Consider the following 15,097-nt stretch of genomic DNA (forward strand, 5'->3'; position numbering starts at 1 on the left):
TTTTGCGTCCGGGCCGGGTGCCGTCCGGTCAGGGCTTGAGGCCCGGCGCGCATGGCTTATTTCACCGCCCCGGACTTAACCGATGAAAAGGGCGGGAGCGTGAAACAGGTCTGGGGGGCGACTCTCGGCGCATCGGTGGGTCTTGTCGCGATCGTCGCCATCTGGATGCAGACCGGCGCCCCCGGCGGGCTGGCCAGCGAATCCGGGCCGCTCGAATGGTGGTCGTGGGTCTTGCTTGGCTGGGCGACGGTTCTGTGGCTGGTCAATACGCCACCCCGCCGGTGGATCGCCTCCGCCTATGTGCCTTTCGTGCTTTTCACGCTCTTCCTGCGCGAATCGCCCTACGGCCCCTGGGTTTTCGATGAACAGGTGTTTGCCGCGCGTTTCTATACGGCCGAGGGCCTGTCGATCCGGTCCGTAGCGGGGGGGCTCTACGCGTTCTGGGCGGGGCTTGCCGTGATCTCGCTGATCCTGCGCGGCCCCGCGGCGCTGGCGGGGGCATGGGGCGCGCGCGCGCCGTGGTTCGTGATTTTCGTCGCCGCCGGATGCTGCGCGGTTGCCGCGCAACTGGCCGAAGCCCTGTCGGACGGGATATCGGCGCAGACCACGCTGCATGCGGCGCTCGTCCTCGTCGAAGAAGGGCTCGAGGCGGTATTCGCGCTGGGTCTGTTGATCGCCGTCGCGCTCGGCACGGCGGTCGAGACGCGCCAGGCCCCGCGTTTCATGGCGCTGCGGTTGAAAGACTAGTCAGGGCGCGCGGGGTTGTGCTAATCTGCCAAGGCTGCGGGCCGCATCAGGCCGCGACGCGCCCCGGACCGGTTTCGGACGGGGGCGCTCACGCTTTTATTTTCGCCCCGGCCCTTCACATCCTGCCTTCGACCCGGTAAGGGCCGTTCTCGCGGTCGCACTCGTGGTGCGTCCGCTCGTCCGAGACGGCGGGTGCGGGCTTGCCCACGTAAATCCTGCCCGAGACGGGAAGAGACATTCTGATCAGCGCCGGTTTCGGGGCTTCAGGTGCGACGACCCGTTCGGACCGTATGGTCGGGCCGCTCATGGCCCGGCTGGACTGAGCCGGAGGGGTTGCCCCTCCAACACTTGGAGTGAAACTGTGGATAGAGCCCAGAAAGAGAAAGTGGTCGAGGAACTCGGCCAGATCTTCGAAAGCTCTGGCGTCGTGGTGGTTGCCCACTACGCGGGCCTCACGGTTGCCGAGATGCAGGACCTGCGCGCGCGTGCGCGCGATGCGAACGGGTCCGTGCGTGTTGCCAAGAACAGGCTTGCCAAGATTGCCCTCGAGGGAAAGCAGATCGCCGATATCGCCGATCTCCTGACGGGCATGACCGTCCTGACCTATTCCGAAGATCCCGTGGCGGCCGCCAAGGTCGCGCAGGATTTTGCCAAGGAGAATCAGAAATTCGTGATTCTCGGCGGCGCGATGGGCGAGACGAAGCTGGACACCGCCGGTGTCGAGTCGGTCGCGAAGATGCCCAGCCGCGAGGAGCTTATCGCTTCGATCGTGGGCTGCATCGCCGCTCCGGCCTCGAATATCGCGGGGGCGGTCGGCGCGCCGGCAAGCAATATCGCAAGCATCCTCTCGACAATCGAGGAAAGGGCGGAAGCCGCCTGATCCTGTGGGGCGCGCGGGTTGTAACCCGAGGCGTTGGAACACATCTAGCACGAACGGAAGTTAGAAATGGCTGATCTTAAGAAACTCGCCGAAGAGATCGTGGGTCTTACCCTTCTGGAAGCCCAGGAACTCAAGACCATCCTCAAGGACGAATACGGCATCGAACCCGCCGCCGGCGGCGCGGTGATGATGGCCGGCCCCGCGGGCGACGCCGGTGGCGCCGCTGCCGAGGAGCAGACCGAGTTCGACGTGATCCTGAAGAGCGCCGGTGCGCAGAAGATCAACGTCATCAAGGAAGTCCGCGCGATCACCGGGCTGGGCCTGAAAGAGGCCAAGGAGCTGGTCGAGGCCGGCGGCAAGCCCGTGAAGGAGCAGGTCTCGAAGGAAGAGGCCGAAGAGCTGAAGTCGAAGCTCGAGGCCGCTGGTGCCGAGATCGAGCTGAAGTGATCGCGACATCCGGGGGCGACGGCCCCCGGTAGTCTGCCTGAGATGACCGGCTCCGGGGAAATCCCGGTGCCGGTTCCCGCGTCTCGGCAAGGGCCTTTCACCGGCCCTTGCCCAGGTGCGGGTTCGGATCGGGTGGTTGCCTGTGGGACGGCGACCAAGGATTGATCCGACCCACCGTTTTCTGAGAGGCGCCGCCCGTCCCAGGGGTGCGCGCCTTGAGAAAGAAGGATGCACTCCTCCATGGCGAACTCGTTCCTCGGCCAGAAGCGTCTTCGGAAATATTACGGCAAGATCCGCGAAGTGCTGGAGATGCCGAACCTCATCGAGGTCCAGAAATCCAGCTACGACCTGTTCCTGCAATCGGGCAGCCAGCCCGAGCCGCAGGACGGCGAAGGGATCAAGGGCGTCTTTCAGTCGGTCTTTCCGATCAAGGACTTCAATGAGACCGCCGTTCTCGAATTCGTGTCCTACGAGCTCGAAAAGCCGAAATACGATGTCGAGGAGTGCCAGCAGCGCGACATGACCTATTCGGCCCCGCTGAAGGTCACGCTGCGCCTGATCGTGTTCGATATCGACGAGGATACCGGCGCGAAATCGGTCAAGGACATCAAGGAACAGGACGTCTTCATGGGCGACATGCCCCTGATGACGCCGAACGGCACCTTTGTCGTGAACGGCACCGAGCGGGTGATCGTCTCGCAGATGCACCGTTCGCCCGGCGTGTTCTTCGACCACGACAAGGGCAAGACCCATGCCAGCGGCAAGCTCCTGTTTGCCTGCCGGATCATTCCCTATCGCGGCTCCTGGCTCGATTTCGAGTTCGACGCCAAGGATCTCGTGTTCGCGCGGATCGACCGTCGCCGCAAGCTGCCGGTGACGACCCTGCTCTATGCCCTCGGCATGGACCAGGAGCAGATCATGCAGACCTACTATAACGAGGTGACCTATCGCGAGGTCAAGGGAAAGGGCTGGGCGACCCCCTTCTTCCCCGACCGCGTGCGCGGCACCCGTCCCACCTATGACCTGGTCGATGCCGCCTCGGGCGAGGTGATCGCCGAGGCCGGCAAGAAGGTCACGCCGCGGGCCGTCAAGCAGCTCAAGGACGAAGGGACCGTGACCGAGCTCCTGGTGCCCTTCGACCAGATCATCGGGCGCTTTGCCGCGCGCGACATGATCGACGAGGAAACCGGCGCGATCTATGTCGAGGCCGGGGACGAGCTGACCTGGGAGGTCGACAAGGCCGGCGAGGTGTCCGGCGGCACCCTGAAAGAGCTTGTCGATGCGGGCTTTACCGAGATCCCGGTGCTCGACATCGATAATATCACGGTCGGCCCCTACATGCGCAACACGATGGCGCAGGACAAGAACCTGAGCCGCGAGACCGCGCTTCTCGATATCTATCGCGTCATGCGTCCGGGCGAGCCGCCCACGGTCGAGGCCGCGTCCAAGCTGTTCGACTCGCTGTTCTTCGACAGCGAGCGGTATGACCTGTCCGCCGTCGGCCGGGTCAAGATGAACATGCGCCTCGATCTCGACGCCGAGGATACCCAGCGAACCCTGCGCAACGAGGATATCGTCGCCTGCGTCAAGGCGCTGGTCGACCTGCGCGACGGGCGCGGCGACATCGACGATATCGACCACCTCGGCAACCGCCGCGTGCGCTCCGTCGGCGAGCTGATGGAAAACCAGTATCGCGTCGGCCTGCTGCGGATGGAGCGCGCCATCAAGGAGCGCATGTCCTCGGTCGAGATCGACACGGTGATGCCGCAGGACCTCATCAACGCCAAGCCGGCCGCGGCCGCGGTGCGCGAGTTCTTCGGCTCGTCGCAATTGTCGCAGTTCATGGACCAGACCAACCCCCTGTCCGAAGTGACGCACAAGCGGCGCCTTTCGGCGCTCGGGCCGGGCGGTCTTACGCGCGAGCGCGCGGGTTTCGAGGTGCGCGACGTCCATCCCACCCATTACGGCCGGATGTGCCCGATCGAGACGCCCGAAGGGCCGAATATCGGCCTCATCAACAGCCTCGCGACCTTCGCGCGGGTGAACAAGTACGGCTTTATCGAGACGCCCTATCGCGTGGTGAAGGATCGCCAGGTGACGGACGAGGTGCATTACATCTCGGCCACCGAAGAGATGCGCCACACGGTCGCCCAGGCGAACGCGCAGCTCGACGAGGGCGGCAAGTTCATCCAGGAGTTCGTGTCCACCCGCCAGTCGGGCGACTACACGCTGGCGCCGTCCGACAGCGTCGATCTGATCGACGTGAGCCCCAAGCAGCTCGTTTCGGTCGCGGCCTCGCTGATCCCGTTCCTCGAGAACGACGACGCCAACCGCGCGCTCATGGGATCGAACATGCAACGCCAGGCGGTCCCGCTGCTGCGGGCCGAGGCGCCGCTGGTCGGCACCGGGATGGAGCAGAAGGTCGCCCACGACTCGGGCGCCGCGATCACCGCGCGCCGTGCGGGCATCATCGACCTTGTCGACGCGACCCGCGTCGTCGTCCGCGCGACCGAGGATCTCGACCTCGACAAGCCGGGCGTCGACATCTATCGCCTGCGCAAGTTCCAGCGGTCGAACCAGAACACCTGCATCAATCAGCGTCCGCTGGTGAAGGTGGGCGATTTCGTCCAGAAGGACGAGGTCATCGCCGACGGTCCCTCGACCGACATGGGCGAGCTGGCGCTTGGCAAGAACGTCGTCGTCGCCTTCATGCCGTGGAACGGCTACAACTACGAGGACTCGATCCTCATCTCGGAACGGATCACCCGTGACGACGTGTTCACCTCGATCCATATCGAGGAGTTCGAGGTCGCCGCGCGCGATACCAAGCTCGGGCCCGAGGAAATCACCCGCGACATTCCCAACGTGGGCGAAGAGGCGCTGCGCAATCTCGACGAGGCGGGCATCGTCTATATCGGGGCCGAGGTCGGCCCGGCCGATATCCTCGTGGGCAAGATCACGCCCAAGGGCGAAAGCCCGATGACGCCCGAGGAAAAGCTGCTGCGCGCCATCTTCGGCGAAAAGGCCAGCGACGTGCGCGACACGTCCCTGCGTCTGCCGCCGGGCGATTACGGCACGGTCGTCGAGGTGCGGGTGTTCAACCGCCACGGCGTCGAAAAGGACGAGCGCGCGCTCCAGATCGAGCGCGAGGAAGTCGAACGCCTCAGCCGCGACCGCGACGACGAGCTCGCGATCCTCGACCGCAACATCTATTCGCGCCTGCGCGAGTTGCTGATGGGCAAGGTGGCGGCCAAGGGTCCGAAAGGCGTCAAGCCGAACACCCCGATCGACGAGGCGCTGCTCGACGGTCAGCTCAGCCGCGGCCAGTGGTGGCAGCTCGCCCTCGGCGACGAGGACGACGCGCGCATCATGGAGGCCCTGAACGAGCAGTACGAGGCGCAGAAACGCGCGCTCGATGCCCGTTTCGAGGACAAGGTCGAAAAGGTCCGCCGCGGCGACGACCTGCCGCCGGGTGTCATGAAGATGGTCAAGGTCTTCGTCGCGGTGAAGCGCAAGCTTCAGCCCGGCGACAAGATGGCCGGCCGTCACGGCAACAAGGGCGTGATCTCCAAGGTGGTCCCGATGGAGGACATGCCGTTCCTCGAGGACGGCACGCCGGTCGATTTCGTGCTCAACCCGCTGGGCGTTCCCAGTCGGATGAACGTCGGCCAGATCCTCGAGACGCATATGGGCTGGGCCGCGCGCGGTCTCGGGCTCAAGATCGACGACGCGCTGGACGAGTACCGGCGCGGCGGCGACCTGACCCCGGTCCGCGAGGCGATGCGCCTGGCCTATGGCGACCGCGTCTACGAAGAGGGGATCGAGGGCATGGAGGACAGCCACCTCATCGAGGCGGCGACCAATGTCGTCCATGGCGTTCCGATCGCCACGCCGGTCTTCGACGGTGCGAAAGAGGACGACGTGAACGACGCGCTGACGCGTGCCGGGTTCGACCAGTCGGGCCAGTCCCGCCTGTTCGACGGCCGCACCGGCGAGGAGTTCAGCCGCCGCGTGACCGTGGGCATCAAGTACCTGCTCAAGCTGCACCACCTTGTCGACGACAAGATCCACGCGCGTTCGACCGGGCCCTACAGCCTCGTTACCCAGCAACCGCTGGGCGGCAAGGCGCAGTTCGGCGGCCAGCGTTTCGGCGAGATGGAGGTCTGGGCGCTCGAGGCCTACGGCGCGGCCTACACCCTGCAGGAAATGCTGACGGTGAAATCCGACGACGTGGCCGGCCGGACCAAGGTCTACGAGAGCATCGTCAAGGGCGAGGACAATTTCGAGGCGGGCGTTCCCGAGAGCTTCAACGTGCTCGTCAAGGAAGTCCGCGGCCTCGGCCTGAACATGGAACTCCTGGATGCGGAGGACGAGGACGTCGAGTGACCTCGGCGCGGGAGGGTTTCGCCCGAGCCCTCCCGATTCCTTTCCCCGAGGGGCCCGTCCCCTCGGCACGCACCCTTTTTCGCAAGGACGAACGATGAACCAGGAACTTACCACCAACCCGTTCTCGCCCCTGGCGGCCCCCAAGACCTTCGACGAGATCAAGGTCTCCCTGGCGAGCCCCGAGCGGATCCTCAGCTGGTCCTTCGGCGAGATCAAGAAGCCCGAGACGATCAACTACCGCACGTTCAAGCCCGAGCGTGACGGCCTGTTCTGCGCGCGCATCTTCGGCCCGGTCAAGGATTACGAGTGCCTGTGCGGCAAGTACAAGCGTATGAAGTATCGCGGCATCGTCTGCGAGAAATGCGGCGTCGAGGTGACGCTGCAAAAGGTCCGGCGCGAGCGCATGGGCCATATCGAGCTGGCCGCGCCCTGCGCGCATATCTGGTTCCTCAAGTCGCTGCCCTCGCGCATCGGCCTGATGCTGGACATGACCCTGCGCGACCTCGAGCGGGTGCTTTATTTCGAGAACTACGTCGTGATCGAGCCGGGGCTCACCGATCTCACCTACGGTCAGATGCTGACCGAGGAAGAGTTCATGGACGCCCAGGACGCCTATGGCATGGACGCCTTCACCGCCAATATCGGCGCCGAGGCGATCCGCGAGATGCTGTCGATGATCGACCTCGAGGGCGAGGCCGAGCGGCTGCGCGAGGAACTCAAGGAGGCCACCGGCGAGCTCAAGCCCAAGAAGATCATCAAGCGGCTGAAGATCGTCGAGAACTTCATCGAGTCGGGCAACCGGCCCGAATGGATGGTGATGACCGTCATCCCGGTGATCCCGCCCGAGCTGCGCCCGCTGGTTCCGCTCGATGGCGGTCGCTTTGCGACCTCGGACCTGAACGACCTCTATCGCCGGGTCATCAACCGCAACAACCGCCTCAAGCGGCTGATCGAGCTGCGCGCGCCCGACATCATCATCCGCAACGAAAAGCGGATGCTGCAGGAATCCGTCGATGCGCTGTTCGACAACGGCCGCCGCGGCCGCGTCATCACGGGCGCGAACAAGCGTCCGCTGAAATCGCTGTCGGACATGCTCAAGGGCAAGCAGGGCCGGTTCCGTCAGAACCTGCTGGGCAAGCGGGTCGATTTCTCGGGCCGTTCGGTCATCGTGACCGGCCCCGAGCTCAAGCTGCACCAGTGCGGGCTGCCCAAGAAGATGGCGCTCGAGCTGTTCAAGCCGTTCATCTACTCGCGGCTCGAGGCCAAGGGGCTCAGCTCTACCGTCAAGCAGGCCAAGAAGCTCGTCGAAAAGGAACGCCCCGAGGTCTGGGACATCCTCGACGAGGTGATCCGCGAGCATCCCGTGATGCTGAACCGGGCGCCTACGCTGCACCGCCTGGGTATCCAGGCCTTCGAGCCGGTGCTGATCGAGGGCAAGGCGATCCAGCTTCACCCGCTGGTCTGCTCGGCCTTCAACGCCGATTTCGACGGCGACCAGATGGCCGTGCACGTTCCCCTCTCGCTGGAAGCCCAGCTCGAGGCGCGCGTCCTGATGATGTCGACCAACAACGTGCTGTCGCCCGCCAACGGCGCGCCGATCATCGTGCCGTCGCAGGACATGATCCTTGGGCTCTACTACATCTCGATGCAGCGCGAGGGCATGAAGGGCGAGGGGATGATCTTCTCGGACGTGGACGAGGTGCAGCATGCGCTCGACGCGGGCGAGGTGCATCTTCACGCCCGGATCACGGCGCGGTTGACGCAGATCGATGCCGAGGGCAACGAGGTCGTGCGCCGCTACGAGACGACGCCGGGCCGCGTGCGGCTGGGCGCGCTGCTGCCGCTTAACGCCAAGGCCCCGTTCGAGCTGGTGAACCGCCTTCTGCGCAAGAAGGAGGTGCAGCAGGTCATCGACACCGTCTACCGCTATTGCGGCCAGAAGGAGTCGGTCATCTTCTGCGACCAGATCATGACCACGGGCTTCCGCGAGGCGTTCAAGGCCGGCATCAGCTTTGGCAAGGACGACATGGTCATCCCCGAGGCCAAGTGGGGCCTGGTCGAGGACACGCGCGAGCAGGTCAAGGACTTCGAGCAGCAGTACATGGACGGCCTGATCACCCAGGGCGAAAAGTACAACAAGGTCGTGGATGCCTGGTCCAAGTGCAACGACAAGGTCACGGACGCGATGATGACCACGATCTCGACGCCGGGGCAGGATGCCGACGGCGCCGAGGCCGAGCCGAACTCGATCTACATGATGGCCCATTCGGGCGCACGGGGCTCGGTCACGCAGATGAAGCAGCTCGGCGGGATGCGCGGCCTGATGGCCAAGCCCTCGGGCGAGATCATCGAGACGCCGATCATCTCGAACTTCAAGGAAGGCCTCACCGTGCTGGAGTACTTCAACTCCACCCACGGCGCGCGCAAGGGCCTGTCGGATACGGCGCTCAAGACCGCGAACTCGGGCTACCTGACGCGGCGTCTTGTCGACGTGGCGCAGGACTGCATCGTGCGCGAGGTCGATTGCGGCACCGATCGCTGCATCACCATCGGCGCGGCGGTCAATGACGGCGAAGTGGTGGCATCGCTGGCCGAGCGTATCCTCGGCCGGGTCGTGATGGACCCCATCGTCAAGCCGGGCACCGAAGAGGTGATCGTCAAGGCCGGGGAACTGGTCGACGAGCGTACCGCCGACCTCATCGACGAGCTTCGCATCCAGGAGGCGCGCGTCCGCTCGCCGCTGACCTGCGAGGCCGAGGAAGGCGTCTGCGCCATGTGCTATGGCCGCGACCTCGCGCGCGGCACGATGGTCAACCAGGGCGAAGCCGTGGGCATCATCGCGGCGCAGTCGATCGGCGAGCCGGGCACGCAGCTTACGATGCGGACCTTCCACATCGGCGGCGTCGCGCAGGGCGCGCAGCAGTCGTTCCAGGAGGCCAGCGTCGACGGCACGATCGAGTTCGTGAACCCGCAGATCCTGACCAACGAGGCGGGCGACCGCATCGTCATGGGCCGCAACATGCAGCTTCTCGTCAAGGACGAGACCGGGACCGAGCGAGCCAGCCACAAGCTGGGCTACGGCACCACGGTCCGGGTCGAGGACGGGGCCACCATCTCGCGCGGCGACCGCCTGTTCGAGTGGGACCCCTACACGCTGCCGATCATCGCCGAGAAATCCGGCACGGCGCGCTTCATCGACCTCGTGACGGGCATCTCGGTGCGCGACGAGACCGACGACGCGACCGGCATGACCCAGAAGATCGTGACCGACTGGCGTGCGGCCCCCAAGGGGTCGGACCTCAAGCCCGAGATCGTCATTCTGGGCGAGGACGGCGAGCCGCTGCGCACCGACCAGGGCAATCCGCTGACCTACCCCATGTCGGTCGACGCGGTGCTGTCGGTCGAGGACGGGGCCGAGGTCAAGGCCGGCGACGTGGTCGCGCGCATCCCGCGCGAAGGCGCACGGACCAAGGACATCACCGGCGGTCTGCCGCGTGTGGCCGAACTGTTCGAGGCGCGTCGCCCCAAGGACCATGCGATCATCGCCGAGGCCGACGGCCATGTGAAGTTCGGACGCGACTACAAGAACAAGCGCCGGATCGCGATCGTCCCTGCCGAGGAAGGCGCCGAGCCGATCGAGTACATGGTGCCCAAGGGCAAGCACATCCCGGTGCAGGAGGGCGACTTCATCCAGAAGGGCGACTACATCATGGACGGCAATCCCGCGCCCCATGACATCCTGTCGATCCTCGGGGTGGAGGCCTTGGCCGACTACATGATCGACGAGGTGCAGGACGTCTACCGACTGCAGGGCGTCAAGATCAACGACAAGCACATCGAGGTGATCGTCCGCCAGATGCTTCAGAAGTGGGAGATCCGGGATTCCGGCGATACCGTGCTTCTCAAGGGCGAGCATGTCGACAAGGTCGAGTTCGACGAGGCCAACGAAAAGGCCATGAAGAAGGGCGGGCGCCCCGCGCAGGGCGAACCGATCCTGCTGGGCATCACCAAGGCGTCGCTGCAAACGCGCAGCTTCATCTCGGCCGCGTCCTTCCAGGAAACGACCCGCGTGCTGACCGAGGCCAGCGTCCAGGGCAAGCGCGACAAGCTCGTCGGGCTCAAGGAAAACGTCATCGTCGGCCGGCTCATCCCGGCCGGCACCGGCGGGGCGACGCAGCAGATGCGCCGCATCGCCGCGGAGCGTGACCTGAAAGTGCTGAAAAAGGCCCAGGCCGAGGCCGAGGCCGCGGCGGCGCTGGCAGCCCCCGAGGACACGGGCGATGTCGACGTCATGGACATGCCCCCCGAAAGCCGCGAGGAATAAGCGGCCCTCGTCACGATCACGGGAAACGGCGCCTTCGGGCGCCGTTTTCGCCCTTGGTCCGGGCGGGCGCGGGTCGCACCCGGCACGGGCCGCGGGGGCCGGGCGGGGCGGTTGACACCCCCCGCGACTCCTTCTATACGGCCGCGAACCGCGCGACCGGGGACCGTCCCGAGCCGGTGCAAACATTGATGGAAGTGGTCATGATCCGGGCCTTGCGGGCCCCGATCCTCTGGATGCCAGCCGCGTGGTCGCACCGACCCATGCGGTGTTTGCGTTTTGCGGACGCGCGAGGCGCAGGAAGATTGAACCGGGGTGCGCGCGCCCCTGAGGAACAAGTGTTGCAACACGGGGAATGAAACCGGAATGCCAACGATCCAGCAGCTGATCCGCAAGCCGCGGCAGCCGAAAGTCAAACGCTCCAAGTCCATGCATCTCGAAGGATGCCCGCAAAAGCGCGGCGTCTGCACGCGTGTCTACACCACGACGCCGAAAAAGCCGAACTCGGCCATGCGGAAGGTCGCCAAGGTGCGCCTGACCAACGGCTTCGAGGTCATCAGCTACATTCCGGGCGAGAGCCACAACCTTCAGGAGCACTCGGTGGTCCTGATCCGCGGCGGCCGCGTCAAGGACCTTCCCGGCGTGCGCTACCACATCCTGCGCGGTGTGCTCGACACCCAGGGCGTGAAGGATCGTCGCCAGCGCCGTTCGAAATATGGCGCCAAGCGCCCGAAATAAGAGGAACGTCAGATGTCCCGTCGTCACGCCGCCGAAAAGCGCGAGATCCTGCCCGACGCCAAGTTCGGCGACAAGATCGTCACCAAGTTCATGAACAACCTCATGGTCGACGGCAAGAAAGCCGTCGCCGAGCGGATCGTCTACAACGCGTTCGAGCGCGTCGAGGGCAAGCTCAAGAAGAGCCCCGTCGAGGTGTTCCACGAGGGTCTCGACAACATCAAGCCCTCGGTCGAGGTCCGCTCGCGCCGGGTCGGCGGTGCCACCTACCAGGTGCCGGTCGAGGTGCGCCCCGAGCGGCGCGAGGCGCTGGCCCTGCGCTGGCTCATCGACGCCTGCCGCAAGCGCAACGAGAACACCATGGAAGAGCGCCTTGCCGCCGAGATGATCGACGCGGTCAACGGCCGCGGCTCGGCCGTGAAAAAGCGCGAAGACACCCACAAGATGGCCGACGCCAACAAGGCGTTCAGCCACTACCGCTGGTAATCCGGCCGGCGGCCCAGACCCTTACGAGGACGCATTTCATGCCCCGCGACTATTCGCTCTCCCGCTACCGCAATTTCGGCATCATGGCCCATATCGATGCCGGCAAGACCACCTGCACCGAGCGCATCCTGTTCTACACCGGCAAGTCGCACAAGATGGGCGAAACCCATGAGGGTGCGTCCACGATGGACTGGATGGAGCAGGAGCAGGAGCGGGGCATCACGATCACCTCGGCCGCGACGACCACCACCTGGTTCCGCACCGAGGACGGCAAGAACCCGACGGGCATCTACGGCGACACGCCGACCGAGGCCTCGTTCCGGTTCAACATCATCGACACCCCCGGTCACGTCGACTTCACCATCGAGGTCGAGCGGTCGCTGGCCGTTCTCGACGGCGCGGTTGCCGTTCTCGATGCCAATGCCGGCGTCGAGCCGCAGACCGAAACCGTGTGGCGCCAGGCCGACCGTTACAAGGTCCCGCGGGTCGTTTTCGTCAACAAGATGGACAAGATCGGCGCCGATTTCGACAATTGCGTGCGCATGATCAAGGACCGGACGGGGGCGACCCCCGCTCCGATCCAGCTTCCCATCGGGTCCGAGGACAATCTCGAGGGGATCGTCGATCTCGTCGAGATGAAGGAATGGGTCTGGAAGGGCGAGGATCTCGGCGCGAGCTGGATCGTCCAGGACGTGCGCGACGAGCTGCGCGACCGCGCCGAATCCATGCGCGCCGAGCTCATCGAGCTTGCCGTCGAGATGGATGACGACGCGATGGAGGCCTATCTCGAGGGCAACGAGCCCGACGCCCCCAAGCTGCGCGAACTGATCCGCAAGGGCACGCTGTCGATGTCCTTCGTGCCGGTGCTGGCCGGGTCGGCCTTCAAGAACAAGGGCGTGCAGCCCCTGCTCAACGCCGTCATCGACTATCTGCCCGGCCCGCTCGACGTTCCGGCCTACATGGGCTTCTCGCCCGATGACGAGACCGAGACGCGCAACATCGCCCGCCACGCGGATGATGACGAGCCTTTCTCGGCGCTGGCCTTCAAGATCATGAACGACCCCTTCGTGGGTTCGCTGACCTTTACCCGCATCTATTCGGGCAAGCTGGCCAAGGGCGATTCGGTCCTGAACACCACCAAGGGCCGCAAGGAACGCATCGGCCGCATGATGATGATGCACTCGAACAACCGCGAAGAGATCGACGCGGCCTTCGCAGGGGACATCATCGCGCTGGCCGGTCTCAAGGACACGACCACGGGCGACACCCTGTCGGACCCGCAAAAACAGGTCGTTCTGGAAACCATGAGTTTCCCCGACCCGGTGATCGAGATCGCGGTCGAGCCCAAGACCAAGGCCGACCAGGAAAAGATGTCGGCGGGCCTCCAGCGCCTTGCCGCCGAGGATCCTTCCTTCCGCGTCGAGACCGACCTGGAATCGGGCCAGACGATCATGAAGGGCATGGGCGAGCTTCACCTCGACATCCTCATCGACCGTCTCAAGCGCGAGTTCAAGGTCGAGGCGAATATCGGCGCGCCGCAGGTGGCTTATCGCGAGACGGTCTCGAAAGAGGCCGAGATCACCTATACCCACAAGAAGCAGTCGGGCGGTTCGGGCCAGTTCGCCGAGGTCAAGCTTGTGATCTCGCCGACCGAACCCGGCGAAGGCTACTCCTTCGAAAGCCGGATCGTCGGTGGCTCGGTGCCCAAGGAATACATCCCCGGCGTCGAAAAGGGCATCAAGTCGGTCATGGATAGCGGCCCGCTGGCCGGTTTCCCGGTCATCGACTTCAAGGTGGCGCTGGTCGACGGCAAGTTCCACGACGTCGACTCGTCGGTCCTGGCCTTCGAGATCGCGGCCCGGATGGGGATGCGCGAAGGCATGAAGAAGGCCGGCGCCAAGCTGCTCGAGCCGATCATGAAGGTTGAGGTCGTGACGCCCGAGGATTACACGGGCGGCATCATCGGCGACCTGACGTCGCGGCGCGGCATGGTGCAGGGGCAGGACACGCGCGGCAACGCGATCGTGATCAACGCCTTCGTGCCGCTGGCCAACATGTTCGGCTACATCAACACGCTGCGCTCGATGTCCTCGGGCCGTGCGCAGTTCACGATGCTGTTCGATCACTACGAGCCGGTTCCGCAGAACATCTCGGAAGAGATCCAGGCGAAATTCGCCTGAACCGACTGCTGGGGCGTTGAAATGGGCGTTCATATCGACAAGTTCGGACTGTCCTATTTCAGCGTCCCCAAGGTCGCCTGTTCCTCGCTGAAACACTTCCTGTTTCAGATCGAGAACGGGTTCGCGTTTCGGAACTTCTGGGCCAACGGCAAGTACTACACGATCCACAACGTCTGCTACTCGTCGCGTCCGTTCGAAAAGGAAAAGGCCCTCGTCGGGAAGGACAAGTTCACCTTTGCCGTGGTGCGCGATCCGGTATCGCGGTTCATCTCGGCCTACCGCGACAAGGTCGCGGGGCGGTGCATCGCCCCAGCCCGCGATCTGACGGATCGGGATCGCGACAACGGCATGGTGCCCGAGCCCGATCTCGGGACTTTCGTCGCCAACCTGGAACGGTATCGCGACTTGTCCCCCGAGGTTCGTCGGCATACTGAGCCGATGACCTTCTACCTCGGGACGGACCCGGCGTTCTTCGATCGCATCTACGGAATGCGCGAGTTGGACGAGGTGGTGGAGGATGTGCGGCAAAGGGTCGGTGGAACGGTCCCCGCCCTGCCGCATCGCAACGCAAGCACGCCGCCCGAGGGCGGCGCGCAGGATCTTTCGGATCGGCAGGATGCCGCGGTCCGCAACTACTATGCCGAGGATTATCGGATTTTCGGCGCCTGGGTTTGACGGCGCCCCGATGAACAGGGCGGAACCGGGACACCCCGACGGGGCGATCCGGGCACCGCGGTGAAGCAGGAACATGCTCGCGGTCCGCCGGGGCGAAGAGAGAAGGAAAGAAGATGGGTAAGGCAAAGTTCGAACGCAACAAGCCGCATGTGAACATTGGGACGATCGGTCACGTTGATCACGGCAAGACGACGCTGACGGCGGCGATCACGAAGTATTTCGGCGATTTCCGGGCCTATG

The 15,097-nt window shown here is 64.8% G+C and carries 11 protein-coding genes; 10 read left to right on the forward strand and 1 reads right to left on the reverse strand.

The window, feature by feature from the left end; translation table 11 throughout:
- Nucleotides 1-51: 51 nt before the first annotated feature.
- Nucleotides 52-747, forward strand: a complete 696-nt coding sequence (locus tag E2L08_RS15565) for a hypothetical protein (protein WP_133398021.1) — start codon at nucleotides 52-54, stop codon at nucleotides 745-747.
- A 115-nt stretch (nucleotides 748-862) separates the two neighbouring features.
- Here E2L08_RS15565 and E2L08_RS17410 read toward each other — a convergent pair whose 3' ends face one another.
- Nucleotides 863-985 carry a hypothetical protein gene (locus E2L08_RS17410; protein ID WP_276321537.1) on the reverse strand — a complete coding sequence of 41 codons (123 nt, stop codon included), beginning with the start codon at nucleotides 983-985 and terminating at the stop codon, nucleotides 863-865.
- A 123-nt stretch (nucleotides 986-1,108) separates the two neighbouring features.
- Here E2L08_RS17410 and rplJ point away from each other — a divergent pair, with 123 nt between their 5' ends.
- The 9 genes from rplJ to E2L08_RS15610 form a co-directional block, all read left to right on the forward strand.
- Complete coding sequence (gene rplJ, locus E2L08_RS15570; RefSeq protein WP_133398022.1) at nucleotides 1,109-1,627, forward strand: 50S ribosomal protein L10; 519 nt, start codon at nucleotides 1,109-1,111, stop codon at nucleotides 1,625-1,627.
- Between the two features lie 66 nt (nucleotides 1,628-1,693).
- Entirely contained in the window at nucleotides 1,694-2,074 is a 381-nt protein-coding gene (rplL, locus tag E2L08_RS15575; protein ID WP_133398023.1) for a 50S ribosomal protein L7/L12, read from the forward strand.
- Nucleotides 2,075-2,314: 240 nt separating this feature from the next.
- On the forward strand, nucleotides 2,315-6,460 hold the full coding sequence (gene rpoB / locus E2L08_RS15580; RefSeq protein WP_133398024.1) for a DNA-directed RNA polymerase subunit beta: 4,146 nt from the start codon (nucleotides 2,315-2,317) through the stop codon (nucleotides 6,458-6,460).
- Between the two features lie 94 nt (nucleotides 6,461-6,554).
- Nucleotides 6,555-10,784, forward strand: coding sequence for a DNA-directed RNA polymerase subunit beta' (gene rpoC / locus E2L08_RS15585; protein WP_133398025.1), 4,230 nt, complete (start codon nucleotides 6,555-6,557; stop codon nucleotides 10,782-10,784).
- Between the two features lie 363 nt (nucleotides 10,785-11,147).
- Complete coding sequence (gene rpsL, locus E2L08_RS15590; protein WP_133398026.1) at nucleotides 11,148-11,519, forward strand: 30S ribosomal protein S12; 372 nt, start codon at nucleotides 11,148-11,150, stop codon at nucleotides 11,517-11,519.
- A 12-nt stretch (nucleotides 11,520-11,531) separates the two neighbouring features.
- On the forward strand, nucleotides 11,532-12,002 hold the full coding sequence (gene rpsG, locus E2L08_RS15595) for a 30S ribosomal protein S7 (protein ID WP_133398027.1): 471 nt from the start codon (nucleotides 11,532-11,534) through the stop codon (nucleotides 12,000-12,002).
- Between the two features lie 38 nt (nucleotides 12,003-12,040).
- Nucleotides 12,041-14,182, forward strand: a complete 2,142-nt coding sequence (gene fusA, locus E2L08_RS15600; RefSeq protein WP_133398028.1) for an elongation factor G — start codon at nucleotides 12,041-12,043, stop codon at nucleotides 14,180-14,182.
- 21 nt (nucleotides 14,183-14,203) lie between these two features.
- Nucleotides 14,204-14,857, forward strand: a complete 654-nt coding sequence (locus E2L08_RS15605; protein ID WP_133398029.1) for a sulfotransferase family 2 domain-containing protein — start codon at nucleotides 14,204-14,206, stop codon at nucleotides 14,855-14,857.
- A 113-nt stretch (nucleotides 14,858-14,970) separates the two neighbouring features.
- Nucleotides 14,971-15,097, forward strand: a 127-nt coding sequence (locus E2L08_RS15610) for a GTP-binding protein (protein WP_234992111.1), incomplete at its 3' end; no start/stop codon positions are given.

The sequence above is a fragment of the Palleronia sediminis genome, from assembly GCF_004358695.1.
GTDB classification, from domain to species: Bacteria; Pseudomonadota; Alphaproteobacteria; order Rhodobacterales; family Rhodobacteraceae; genus Palleronia; species Palleronia sediminis.

Coding starts and splice junctions, on each gene's coding strand:
- E2L08_RS15565 (WP_133398021.1), top strand. CDS start 52: ATGGCTTATTTCACCGCCCCGGACTTAACCGATGAAAAGGGCGGGAGC.
- E2L08_RS17410 (WP_276321537.1), bottom strand. CDS start 985: ATGTCTCTTCCCGTCTCGGGCAGGATTTACGTGGGCAAGCCCGCACCC.
- rplL (WP_133398023.1), top strand. CDS start 1,694: ATGGCTGATCTTAAGAAACTCGCCGAAGAGATCGTGGGTCTTACCCTT.
- rpoB (WP_133398024.1), top strand. CDS start 2,315: ATGGCGAACTCGTTCCTCGGCCAGAAGCGTCTTCGGAAATATTACGGC.
- rpoC (WP_133398025.1), top strand. CDS start 6,555: ATGAACCAGGAACTTACCACCAACCCGTTCTCGCCCCTGGCGGCCCCC.
- rpsL (WP_133398026.1), top strand. CDS start 11,148: ATGCCAACGATCCAGCAGCTGATCCGCAAGCCGCGGCAGCCGAAAGTC.
- rpsG (WP_133398027.1), top strand. CDS start 11,532: ATGTCCCGTCGTCACGCCGCCGAAAAGCGCGAGATCCTGCCCGACGCC.
- fusA (WP_133398028.1), top strand. CDS start 12,041: ATGCCCCGCGACTATTCGCTCTCCCGCTACCGCAATTTCGGCATCATG.
- E2L08_RS15605 (WP_133398029.1), top strand. CDS start 14,204: ATGGGCGTTCATATCGACAAGTTCGGACTGTCCTATTTCAGCGTCCCC.